The sequence below is a fragment of the Micromonospora sp. ATA51 genome, assembly GCF_016802855.1.
GTDB classification, from domain to species: Bacteria; Actinomycetota; Actinomycetes; order Mycobacteriales; family Micromonosporaceae; genus Micromonospora; species Micromonospora sicca.
In genome coordinates, this window is sequence record NZ_JAEVHJ010000215.1 from 1 (window position 1) to 11,491 (window position 11,491).

Consider the following 11,491-nt stretch of genomic DNA (forward strand, 5'->3'; position numbering starts at 1 on the left):
GGACCCGACCTCGGTCACCACCCGCGCGACGGCCATGTCCCGCCCGGTGACCCAGGCGGTCACCCGGGCGACCTGCCGGTCCAGGTCGGCTCGCTGGTCAACCGACGACACGCGGGCGTAGACGACGACCTGACCCTGCCGGGCGTCGTCGGTCACCTCCACCATGATCGTGCCGGACGGAAGACGCCGAGCGGGCACCGGCATGGTCCCCTCCCGGAACCAGCGGTACGCGGTCTGCGGGTGCACACCGTTACGGCGCGCCCACTCAGCAAGCTTCACAGAACGATACTAACACTCATATATTCGTATGTTTGATCACGGGAGAGTGAGCAGTTGTCAGCCCCCTCGCCGCACCCCCACCCCGGCGATCTTGCAGTTGGGTCCGCGATTCACCCCGGTCCGTGGCTTTCGCTCGGGCGCCGGCCCGCTGTCGGTCAGGACGGGAAGCGGCGGGCCAGGTCGGCGCGGGTGGGCATCGCGACGGCGCCGCCGGGGGACTCGCAGACCAGGCCGGCGACCCGCAGGGCGAACGCGACCCGCTGCTGCCAGCCGGCCGGGTCCGTGGGCTCGCCGTCGACGAGCAGCTCGGCGATGAGGGCGCCCATCACCGAGTCACCGGCACCGGTGGCGTCCACCGCCCGGACCTTGGGCGCCGGGATCCGTACCACGTCGGGGCCGGCGGCGACCAGCGCGCCGGCGGCGCCGAGGGTGACCACCACCGTGCCCGCGCCCAGCTCGCGCAGGTACGCGGCGACCCCCTCGACCGGCTCACGCGGATAGAGCAGCTCGGCGTCGGCGGTGCTGAGCTTGACCAGGTGCGCGCTCGCGGCGAACTCGGCCACCACCTCACGCAGCCGCTCGAGGGCCCCCGGCCGGCCCAGCAGCCGGGGCCGGACGTTCGGGTCGAACACCCGCAGCGCGCCGGCGATCGACCAGGCCCGGCGCGCGGCGGCGCGCACCGGCGGGTCGAGCAGCACGATCGATCCGCAGTAGAGCACGTCGGCGCCCTCGACCAGCGCCACGTCCAGGTCGTCGGCGGTGAGCAGCGCGTACGACCGGGGCTCGCCGTAGAAGCGGAAATCCGGTTCGGGGCCGGCGAAGGTGGCCACCGCGAGGGCGGTCGGCGCCGGCACGGTCACCGCGCCGGCCAGCCCGACCCCGGCCGCGCCCAGGAACGCGCGGATCCGGGCGGCGAGCGCGTCGTCACCGAGCGACCCGACGAACTGGACGTCTCCGCCGAGTCGGGCCACCGCGACGGCCACGTTGAGCGGGCCACCGCCGATCGCCTGCCGGTAGACGGGCTGCCCGTCGTACTCGGCGTCGAGCAGGTCGACCAGCGCCTCACCGAGCACCACCGCGTATCCCATTCCGGTCCTTTCGTCGTCGACGCCGCCGCACCGTCCACCGCGCCTCGACCGATCTTGTCGCCTCAGGCTGGCACAGTCCGCGGCCTGATGGCCGTCGAAAACACGGTATTGGCGTAGCGGGCCGGGTGCGAGTCGCGGGGTTGAGCGCCGAGCCACCAGGTGCGCCGGGTCCGCGCGGCAGGCGCGCGCTCCGGTCTATTCCGGACGGTGGATGGGTCCCGCCAGCTTCGCCAGCGCTCTGCCCGTCCCGCCCCAGCGGCCGGCGACGATCTGCGCCGCCACACTCACCGCAGTCTCCTCGGGCGTGCGCCCGCCGAGGTCCAGGCCGATCGGCGCGGCGAGCCGGTCGAGTTGCGCCACGCTGACGCCCGCCTCCCGGAGCTGCTTGCGCCGCTCGTCGTGGGTACGCCGGGAGCCCATCGCCCCCACGAACGCCAGCGGGTGCCGCAGCGCCAGGGCGAGCACCGGCACGTCGAACTTCGGGTCGTGGGTGAGCACGCAGACCGCGGTCCGCGCGTCCACGCGGCCGGCGTCCAGCTCCGCCCGCAGGTACCGGTGCGGCCAGTCCACCACCACCTCGTCCGCGTCGGGAAACCGCGGGGCGGTGGCGAAGACCGGTCGCGCGTCGCAGACGGTCACCCGGTAACCGAGGAACGCGCCGATCCGGGCGACCGCGGCGGCGAAGTCGATGGCCCCGAAGACGATCATCCGGGGCGGCGTGGCGTACGTCGCCACGAAGAGGCTGAGGCCGCTGCCGCGCCGCTGCCGTCGTAGCCGTAGCGGAGCACCGCGCCGCGGCCGGCGGCGAGCAACCCGAGTGCGTCGGCGGAGGCCGCGGCGTCCAACCGCTCCCCGCCCAGCGTGCCGCTCGTCCCGTCCTCGGTCAGCACCAGCCGCCGGCCGAGCCGGCCCGCCGGGTCGGCCGGCGCCGCCAGCGCCGGTGGATCGCCCGCGTCGGCCGCGACGCAGGTGACCACGGCTACCGGCCGGCCGGCGCGCCGCGCGGCGGCGACCGCCCCCAGTTCCGGGAAGCCCGCCGGTCGACCCGCTCCAGGAACACGTCGAGCTCCCCGCCGCAGGTGAGGCCGACCGCGTACGCGTCGTCGTCGCTGACCGCGTAGCGAGCGAGTTCCGGGGTTCCGGTGTCGAGGACGGCGCGCGCCCGCTCGTACAGGTCGGCCTCGACGCAGCCGCCGGAGACACTGCCGGTGACCGTGCCGTCGGCCGCGACCAGCATCGCGGCGCCGGGCGGTTGCGGTGCGGACCGCCGGGTGGCCACGACGGTGGCCAGCGCCACCGGCTCGCCACCCCGCCAACGTCGGTGCAGTTCGTCGAACACGTCCGGCACAAGTCCCGCCTCTCCGTCCGGTCGGCGCGCGCCGGCTGACGGCCGGCGGAGAACCGAGGCGGCCGTCTGGGCCACCCCGGCACGCCGCGGCCGGTACGCCAGCGGCACCAAGTCCGACGATCTGCCCTTTCCAGAACATTCCGAAATATATGGTCGCTTCGGGCACGAGGAGGTGCGAGTTGGTGAAGTCGTACCAGGCGATCCGGACCGCTCCGGCCCCGGACAGCGCGGTGGTCCGGGGTCCGGGCGAGGTGGCGGTCCGCCTGCGGGTGAACGGGGAGACCCGGACGATGTCCGTCGAGCCGCGGGTCAGCCTGCTCGACGCCCTCCGGGACCGGCTCGAGCTGACCGGCACGAAGAAGGGCTGCAACCAGGGCGCCTGCGGGGCCTGCACGGTCTGGGTGGACCGGCGGCGGGTGCTGGCCTGCCTGACGCTCGCGATCAGCTGCGAGAACCGCGAGGTGGCCACCATCGAGGGGCTGGCCGAGGGGGACACGCTGCACCCGATGCAGCAGGCGTTCCTCGACGCGGACGCGTTCCAGTGCGGCTACTGCACGCCGGGGCAGCTCATGTCCGCGGTGGCGCTGCTGGCCGAGGGACACGCCGGCGACGACGCGGAGATCCGGGAGTGGATGAGCGGCAACATCTGCCGCTGCGCCGCGTACCCGCACATCCGCGCGGCGATCCGCCGGGTGCGGGACGAGCAGGGGGGCAGCGGTGCGGCCGATTAGCTACTCCCGGGTCGCGGACGTCGGCACCGCGATCGGCACCGTCAGCGCCGACCCGGAGAGCGCCTTCCTCGCGGGCGGCACCACCCAGGTCGACCTGATGCGGATCTACGTTGAGCAGCCGCGCCGCCTGGTCGACATCAACGACCTGCCGCTGACCCGCGTCGAGGAACTGCCCGACGGCGGGCTGCGGCTCGGCGGGCTGGCCCGGATGAGCGACGTGGCGGAGGAGCCGGCGGTGGTCCGGCGGTACCCGATGGTCGCCGAGGCGCTGCTGATGGGCGCCTCCCCGCAGCTGCGCAACATGGCCACCGTCGCCGGGAACCTGATGCAGCGGGTGCGGTGCAGCTACTTCCGGGACGTCGCGGCCGGCTGCAACAAGCGCGCCCCGGGCACCGGGTGCAGCGCGCTGGACGGCATCAACCGGGGGCACGCGGTGCTCGGCACCAGCGAGTGCTGCATCGCCACCCACCCCTCCGACGTCGCGGTGGCCCTGGTCGCGCTGGACGCGGTGGTGCAGACCGAGGGACCGGCCGGGCGGCGGAGCATCCCGATCGACGACTTCTTCCTGCTCCCCGGGCAGACCCCGGAACGGGAGCACCCGCTGACCCACGGCGAACTCGTGACCGGCATCGACCTGCCACCGCTCCCGGTCGCGGCCACCTCCCGGTACGTCAAGATACGCGACCGCGAGTCGTACGAGTTCGCGCTCGCCGCCGTCGCGGTGGCCATGTCGGTCGCCGGCGGCCGGATCACCGAGATCCGGCTGGCCCTGGGCGGGGTGGCCACCAAACCGTGGCGGGCCCGGGCGGCCGAGCGGGTGCTCGACGGCGCGCCGGCCGACACCGACTCGTTCACCCGCGCCGCGGAGGCGGAGCTGGCGTCGGCGGTGCCGCACGGGATGAACGCCTTCAAGATCGAGCTGACCCGACGGACCATGGTCCGCGCCCTGGCGGAGATGGCACAGCGGGAGGGGACGGCATGAGCCCGGCGATCGGCGGCACCCTCAACCGGGTGGACGGCCGCTTCAAGGTACGCGGCGAGTCGCGCTACTCGGCCGAGGTGCCGGTGACCAACCTGGCGCACGCGGTGATCGTGAACGCGAAGATCGCCAGCGGCCGGATCACCGCGATCGACACCAGCGAGGCCGAGCGGGCCGAGGGCGTGCTGGCCGTGCTCACCCACCGCAACCTGGGCCGGGTCGCCACCGTGCCGCGGCTGCTCCCCTCGCTGGCCGGGCTGGCCGCGCCGGGACAGACCTTCTTCCCGATGCAGGACGACACCATCCACTACGGCGGCCAGCCGGTCGCGTCGTGGTCGCCGACACCATCGAACGCGCCGACCACGCCGGCACCCTGATCCGCATCGAGTACGAGACCACGCCCGCCACCACCCTGCTCGACCAGGCCCGCGACCGGGCGTACGTGCCGGAGCGGATCTTCGGCGGCCTGCTGCCCGGGCACGCGTCCCGGGGCGACGTGACGAAGGCGCTGGCCGAGGCGGAGGTGTGCGTGGACGCCACCTACCGGTTCGCGCCCAACCACCACAACCCGATCGAGCCGTCGGCCAGCACCGCCGTCTGGGAGGACGTCGACCGGCTGACCGTCTACGACTCCACCCAGGGACCGAACGCCGTCCAGTTCACCCTCGCCGAGCTGCTCGGCCTGCCACCCATCTCGATCCGGGTGGTCAGCCACGCCGTGGGCGGCAGCTTCGGATCCAAGGCGATGGTCTGGCACCACCCGGCAGTGGCCGCGCTCGCCGCCCGGCACGTGGGCCGGCCGGTGCGGCTGGTGCTCAGCCGGGAGCAGATGTTCACCTCCTGCGGGCACCGCGAGGAGCAGGAGCAGCAAATCACCCTCGGCGCCCGCGCCGACGGCCGGATCACCGCCCTGCGCCACCACAAGCTCTCCCTCACCTCGCCCTTCGACGACTGGGCGGAACCGTCGTTGCAGAGCCCGTCGGTGGCGTACACCAGCCCCAACTACGAGGGCGTCTACCACCTGGTCCGGGGCAACACCATCACCCCGACCTTCACCCGGGCCCCCGGGGAAGCGACCGGAATGTTCGCGCTGGAGTGCGCGATGGACGAGCTGGCCGAGCGGATCGGGATCGACCCGCTGGAGCTGCGGCTGCGCAACTACTCGGCGACCGACCCGGAGAGCGGCAAGCCGTGGTCCAGCAGCGGGCTGACGGAGTGCTACCAGCGGGCGGCCGAGCTGTTCGGCTGGCACGACCGCGACCCGCGGCCCCGGTCCCGGCAGGACGGGCAGTGGTTGATCGGCACCGGCATGGCCAGCGCGCTCTACCCGGTGACCCAGCCGGTGAACCCGCAGCGGGCCCGGGCCCGGCTCTACAACGACGGCACCGCGGTGGTCGAGGCCGGCGTCTCCGAGTTCGGCACGGGCGTGTTCACCGCGATGACCCAGGTCGCCGCGGACGCGCTGGGCATCCCGGTGGAACGGGTGCGCTTCGTCGGCGGCAGCAGCGACCTGCCGAACGTCACCGCCGCGGTGGGGTCCGCCGGCACCAGCGCGGTCGGCTCGGCCGTACACCTGGCGGCGAGCCAGCTGCGCGACGAGCTGATCCGGCGCGCGGTGGCCGACGACCACTCGCCGCTGCGCGACGCCGACCCGGCGAACGTGGAGGTCCGCGACGGCAAGATGGTGCTGCGCGACCGCCCCGACGTCGGCGAGACCTACGCCGACCTGATGCACCGCACCTTCGCCCCCGACGTGGAGGTGCTCGGCACCTGGAACCCGCCGCCGCAGGACGCCGGGTACGGCGTGCACACCTTCGGCGCGCAGATGGCCGAGGTCGCGGTGGACGCCGACCTCGGCGTGGTCCGGGTACGCCGGATGGTCGGCGTGTTCGCGCCGGGCCGGGTACTCAACCGCAAGACCGCGCACAGCCAGCTCATGGGCGGCATGCTCTGGGGGCTGGGCCAGGCGCTGCTGGAGGCCACCCGGATGGACCCGCGCCTGGGTCGCTGGGCCAACGCCAGCCTCGGCGACTACCTGGTCCCGGTCAACGCGGACGCCCCGGACGTGGTGGTCGACACCGTCGAGGTGCACGACGAGGTGGTCAACCCGCTGGGGATGAAGGGCGTCGGCGAGATCGGCGTGGTGGGTGCGGCGGCCGCCATCGCCAACGCCGTCTACCACGCCACCGGGCGGCGCCAGTACGAGCTGCCGATCACGCTGGAGAAGCTGCTCTGAGCACCGGGTGACACCGGCCGGGTCCCGCTGAACGATCAAGAGGTTCGCGCCCCGCCGGAGCCGCCTCCGGAAGCGCAAACCTCTCGACCAACAGCGGGCGGGCCGGACGCGGCCCGACGGTCAGCGGACCATGCTGCCGACCACCGGCTTGGTGAGCAGGGCGGACTGGTTGCGCTGGATGCCCGGGTCGAGGGTCTTGGCGACGAAGATGGCGTGCCAGATGCAGAAGATCAGCACGGTCCACACCTTGCGGGAGTGGTCGGCCTCCTCCCGCTTGTGCTCGTCCAGCAGCCGCATCGCGTACGGCAGGTCGATCAGGTCGCCGGCACCCGAGGTGGCCAGCACGTGCCGGGCCCACTCGTACATCTCGCCGCGCAGCCAGACCCGGGTCGGGGTCGGGAAGCCCAGCTTCTTCCGGTTGACGATGGCCGGCGGCACCACGCCCTGCAGCGCCTGGCGCATGGCGTACTTGGTGGCGTCGGAGCGGGGCGGCAGCTTCAGGTCCACCGGGATGCCGGCCGCGACGTTGAACACCTCGCGGTCGAGGAAGGGCACCCGCACCTCCAGCGAGTGCGCCATCGAGATCCGGTCGGCCTTGACCAGGATGTCGCCGCGCAGCCAGGTGTAGAGGTCGACGTACTGCATCTTGGTGACGTCGTCCAGCTCGGTGCACTCCGCGTAGATCGGCGCGGTGACGTCGGTGTAGCGGACCGAGGGGTCGTAGCGGCGAAGCAGGTGCTGCTTCTCCTCCTCGGTGAACATCCGGGCGTTGCCGTAGTAGCGCTGCTCGATCGGGGTGGTGCCGCGCTCCAGGAAGCTCTTGCCCTTGACCCCCTGCGGGATGGCCTTGGAGACCGCCCGCAGCCCCTTCTGCACGCCGTCGGGCAGGCCGTTGACCGCGTTGAGGGAGAGCGGCTCCCGGTAGATCGTGTAACCGCCGAAGAACTCGTCCGCGCCCTCGCCGGAGAGGACCACCGTGACGTGCTCGGCGGCCTTCTTCGCCACGAAGTAGAGCGGGACCAGCGCCGGGTCGGCCACCGGGTCGTCCAGGTGCCAGACGATCTTCGGCAGCGCGTCGATCATGTCCTGCGGCCCGATCTTGGTCGGGATGGTGGTCACGTCGAGGTGCCGGGCCGAGTCCTGGGCGACGTCGATCTCCGAGTAGCCCGGGACGTCGTAGCCGACGGTGAAGGTGAGGATGTTCGGGTTGAACTCGCGGGCCAGCGCGACCACCGCGGTGGAGTCGATGCCGCTGGACAGGAACGAGCCGACCGGCACGTCCGAGCGCATGTGCATCCGGACGCTCTCCCGCAGCGTCTCCCGGATCTCGTGGTAGAGCTTCTGCTCGTCGGAGACCGGGGCCGGCCGGAACACCGGCCGGTACCACCGGCGCACCTCGATCCGGCCGCCCGGTGTCCAGGTGAGGTACTCCCCCGACCCGATCCGGTTGATCCCCTTGTGCAGGGTGCCCGGCTCGGGGACGTACTGCAGGGTCAGGTAGTGGCTCAGGTTGGCCGCGTCGATCCCGGCGTCGCCGGCGTACGCGGACTGCGCGAACGGCAGCAGCGCCTTCTTCTCAGAGGCGAGGTAGAGGCCGTCGGCGGTCTCCAGGTAGTGCAGCGGCTTGATGCCGAAGTAGTCCCGGGCGCCGAACGCCCGCCGTTCCTGCCGGTCCCAGATGACGAAGGCGAACATGCCCCGCAGCCGGGTGAGCACCTGCTCGCCCCAGTAGTGGTATCCGGCGACGATCACCTCGCCGTCACCGTTCGTGGCGAACTGGGCGCCGAAGTCCCGGATCAGCTCGTCCCGCAACTCGATGTAGTTGTAGATCTCACCGTTGAAGGTGAGCAGGTAGCGGCCGCCCGCGTAGGGCAGCGGCTCGTGGCTGAGCGCCACGTCGATGATCGCCAGACGCTTGTGCGCGAACACCCCGTCCGCGTACTGGCCGGAGGCGTCGCCGACCACCTCGACCCCGGTCTCGTCCGGGCCGCGGTGGTGCAGGCACTCCAGTGCTCCGGCGATGTTGTCGCGGTGGGCGGCGGCGTCGCCGCGCGCGCTGAAGAAGGCCAGGAGTCCGCACATGGTGGTCATCTTTCCACGCGGCCGGACCGGACGTCGCGGCACCGCAGGCTCTTCCCGTCACGGTTCGCGCGGTACGGTCTGGACCAGCGACGAGGCGCAAGGAGGCGGATCATGGCCGAGGAGCGGGCGCAGCAGGGCAAGCCGGCGGACGGCACCGAGTCACACGACCCGGACTTCCCGGAGGCGTTCCTGGCGTTCATGCGGCAGGGCTGGCGGGACACCGAGCTGCCGGTGGGCCCGCGGCCGGAGGTGCCCAACTACGCCAAGCGGCGGGCCGCGCTCTCCACGGCCTTCCCCGGCGAGACCCTGGTCATCCCCACCGGCGGGGAGAAGGTACGCGCCAACGACACCGACCACCCATTCCGGCCGGGCAGCGACTTCGCGTACCTGACCGGCGACCACGACCCGGACAGTGTGCTGGTGCTGCGGCCGAACGGCTCCGGGCACGACGCCACGCTGTACATGCGGCCCCGGTCGTCCCGGAAGACCGACGAGTTCTTCCGCAGCCGGCACGGCGAGCTGTGGGTGGGCCGGCGGCACACCCTCGGCGAGAAGTCGACCGAGCTGGGGCTGCCGACCGCCGACCTGACCGAGCTGGACACGGCCCTGGCCGACTGCGCGCCGGGGCGTACCCGGGTGTTGCGCGGTTTCGACGCCCGGGTGGACGCGGCCGTGCGGCCGTTCGACGGCGCCCGCGCCGAGGGCCAGCCGGCCCGCGACCGGGAGCTGGCCATCGCCATCTCGGAGCTGAAGCTGGTCAAGGACGAGTGGGAGATCGCCCAGCTCCAGGAGGCGTGCGACGCCACCGTCCGGGGCTTCGAGGACGTCGCCCGGGCGCTGCCGGCCGACCGTGGGGTCTCCGAGCGGCTGCTGGAGGGGATCTTCGCGCTGCGCGCCCGGCACGACGGCAACGACGTCGGCTACGGCTCGATCGTCGGCGCCGGCGAGCACGCCACGATCCTGCACTGGGTGCACAACCACGGCGCCACCCGCCCGGGCGAGCTGCTGCTGATGGACATGGGCGTGGAGAACCGCAACCTCTACACCGCCGACGTCACCCGGGTGCTGCCGGTCGACGGCCGGTTCACCCCGTTGCAGCGCCAGGTGTACGACGCGGTCTACGCCGCGCAGCAGGCCGGGATCGACATCATCAAGCCGGGTGTCGCGTTCCGGGAGGTGCACCTGACCGCGATGCGGGTGCTCGCCGAGGCGCTCAAGGATCTCGGGCTGCTGCCGGTGAGCGTGGACGAGGCGATGGACCCGGCCTCGACCGTCTACCGCCGGTGGACCCTGCACGGCACCAGCCACATGCTCGGCATCGACGTGCACGACTGCGCCAACGCCCGCAAGGAGAAGTACCGCGACGGCGCGCTCGGCGAGGGCTACGTGCTGACCGTGGAGCCGGGGCTCTACTTCCAGCCCGAGGACGAGCTGGTCCCCGAGGAGCTGCGCGGCATCGGCGTCCGGATCGAGGACGACATCCTGGTCACGGCGACCGGCGCGGTGAACCTGTCCGCCGGCCTGCCGCGCCGCTCGGACGAGGTGGAGACCTGGCTGGCCGAGCAGCGCGAGGCGGGTCCGCGCCTGCCGGGCTGATCCGGGTACGACCCACGGCGGGCCCCGCCGCCGGCGTCTGCGACGTATCTCGTCGTTACGACACCGGTGGCGGGGCCCGTCGCCGTTTCCGCTGCTCGGAGCCTTTCCTGCCGGTGCGCCCCGGCCATGCCGACCGCCCCGGATGTGAGCGGAATGCGGGCTTTTTTCAGATACGTCCTCGTCGTGAGGATCCTTCTCATACGGTGTGCATCAGAGGCTGCAACCGATTTGTAGCTGGTCGCCCCACCTCAGGCGGGTCGGCCCCTTTGTAGCACGAAAGGGCGGAAGGCTCTGATGTCCAACGACGTAACGACTACCGACGGCGGGGCGCCGATGCCCCCGCCGACGAACAGGCGGCGGGCGCTCTGGGTCGCCACCGGCGTGGCCGGGCTGACCGGCGTCGTCGGTCTGGCGGCGCTGGGTGGTCTCGCGGCTCGAGACGACAAGTCCGACGACCCCCAGCGCGTCGCGGAGAACCACGCGGCGGCGCCCCAGAACGCCGCCGACGCCGGCAAGAGCGGCGAAGGCCATGACGCCAGGGAGGAGGCCCGTGACGAGAAGGGTCACGAGGGTGAGGACCGTGGTGACTGGGACGATCACGGGCGGGTGCGGGAGGTGCCGTGTGACGAGGAGGAGCTGATCGAGGCGGTCGATCAGGCGAACCGGGATCAGGGCGGCACGTTGAAGCTGGCCGAGCACTGCACCTACGAGTTGAGCTTCTCCGACAAGAAGGACCTCGCGGGTCTGCCGACGATCAAGCAGGACATCACGATCAAGGGCAACGACTCGACGATCAAGCGGGACTCCGAGGACGCGTTCCGGATCTTCCGGGTCGCCGACGGTGGTGACCTGACCCTGAAGGACCTCACCGTCAAGGGCGGCAACGCCTCCGAGTTCAAGTACGGGTCGGGGCCGTCCTCCGGCTCGCAGGGCTCCGGCTCGCAGGGCTCCGGCTGGCAGGGCTCCGACTGGCAGGGCTCCGGCTCACAGGGCGCCCCGGGTGGCGCGCCGGGCGCCGCGGGTGCGCCGGGTGGCCAGGGTGCGCCGAGCGGCGCGCCGGGTGCTCCATGGCGAGTCCAAGCTCGCTGACACCTTCGCCCACTATCCGCTCGACCCTGCGACCGATGACTACGTCCGGAAGGAGCTGGCGCA

12 protein-coding genes are annotated in these 11,491 nt (G+C 72.6%); 6 read left to right on the top strand and 6 right to left on the bottom strand.

The genetic code is table 11. The annotated features are described in order from the left end of the window. The 5 genes from JNW87_RS40845 to JNW87_RS26445 all read right to left on the bottom strand — a co-directional run. The coding region (locus JNW87_RS40845; protein ID WP_238454621.1) for a recombinase family protein at nt 1-279 on the bottom strand (279 nt) is incomplete at its 3' end. A gap of 155 nt (nt 280-434) precedes the next feature. Further along, entirely contained in the window at nt 435-1,367 is a 933-nt protein-coding gene (locus tag JNW87_RS26430; protein ID WP_238454622.1) for a carbohydrate kinase, read from the bottom strand. Nucleotides 1,368-1,562: 195 nt separating this feature from the next. Beyond that, nucleotides 1,563-2,102: an XdhC family protein gene (locus tag JNW87_RS26435; RefSeq protein WP_238454623.1), complete on the bottom strand. Its 540-nt coding sequence runs from the start codon at nt 2,100-2,102 to the stop codon at nt 1,563-1,565. Next, the gene (locus JNW87_RS26440) at nt 2,072-2,344 is read right to left on the bottom strand and encodes an XdhC family protein (protein WP_238454624.1); all 273 of its coding nucleotides are present in this window, start codon (nt 2,342-2,344) and stop codon (nt 2,072-2,074) included. The genes JNW87_RS26435 and JNW87_RS26440 overlap by 31 nt, the downstream gene beginning before the upstream one ends. Before the next feature lie 2 nt (nt 2,345-2,346). After that, nucleotides 2,347-2,715 (bottom strand): XdhC family protein, encoded by a 369-nt coding sequence (locus tag JNW87_RS26445; protein ID WP_238454625.1) that lies wholly within the window; start codon nt 2,713-2,715, stop codon nt 2,347-2,349. Nucleotides 2,716-2,945: 230 nt separating this feature from the next. On the opposite strand from JNW87_RS26445, the gene JNW87_RS26450 reads away from it, so the two are divergent. Genes JNW87_RS26450 through JNW87_RS26465 form a run of 4 tightly spaced genes read left to right on the top strand, consistent with a single transcriptional unit; the run spans nt 2,946 to nt 6,661 of the window. After that, on the top strand, nt 2,946-3,446 hold the full coding sequence (locus tag JNW87_RS26450; protein WP_375373544.1) for a (2Fe-2S)-binding protein: 501 nt from the start codon (nt 2,946-2,948) through the stop codon (nt 3,444-3,446). Continuing rightward, nucleotides 3,433-4,428: a xanthine dehydrogenase family protein subunit M gene (locus JNW87_RS40270; RefSeq protein WP_109802669.1), complete on the top strand. Its 996-nt coding sequence runs from the start codon at nt 3,433-3,435 to the stop codon at nt 4,426-4,428. Before JNW87_RS26450 ends, JNW87_RS40270 begins: the two co-directional genes overlap by 14 nt. Next, nucleotides 4,425-4,802, top strand: coding sequence for a hypothetical protein (locus JNW87_RS26460; RefSeq protein WP_238454626.1), 378 nt, complete (start codon nt 4,425-4,427; stop codon nt 4,800-4,802). Before JNW87_RS40270 ends, JNW87_RS26460 begins: the two co-directional genes overlap by 4 nt. Further along, on the top strand, nt 4,757-6,661 hold the full coding sequence (locus JNW87_RS26465) for a molybdopterin cofactor-binding domain-containing protein (RefSeq protein WP_238454627.1): 1,905 nt from the start codon (nt 4,757-4,759) through the stop codon (nt 6,659-6,661). The genes JNW87_RS26460 and JNW87_RS26465 overlap by 46 nt, the downstream gene beginning before the upstream one ends. 120 nt (nt 6,662-6,781) lie before the next feature. Here the strand turns inward: JNW87_RS26465 and asnB are convergent, their stop codons facing one another. Beyond that, entirely contained in the window at nt 6,782-8,743 is a 1,962-nt protein-coding gene (asnB, locus tag JNW87_RS26470; protein WP_109802667.1) for an asparagine synthase (glutamine-hydrolyzing), read from the bottom strand. 111 nt (nt 8,744-8,854) lie between these two features. Here asnB and JNW87_RS26475 point away from each other — a divergent pair, with 111 nt between their 5' ends. Next, entirely contained in the window at nt 8,855-10,339 is a 1,485-nt protein-coding gene (locus JNW87_RS26475; RefSeq protein WP_109802666.1) for an aminopeptidase P family protein, read from the top strand. A gap of 294 nt (nt 10,340-10,633) precedes the next feature. Beyond that, nucleotides 10,634-11,428, top strand: a complete 795-nt coding sequence (locus JNW87_RS26480) for a hypothetical protein (protein ID WP_238454628.1) — start codon at nt 10,634-10,636, stop codon at nt 11,426-11,428. Nucleotides 11,429-11,491 lie beyond the last annotated feature (63 nt).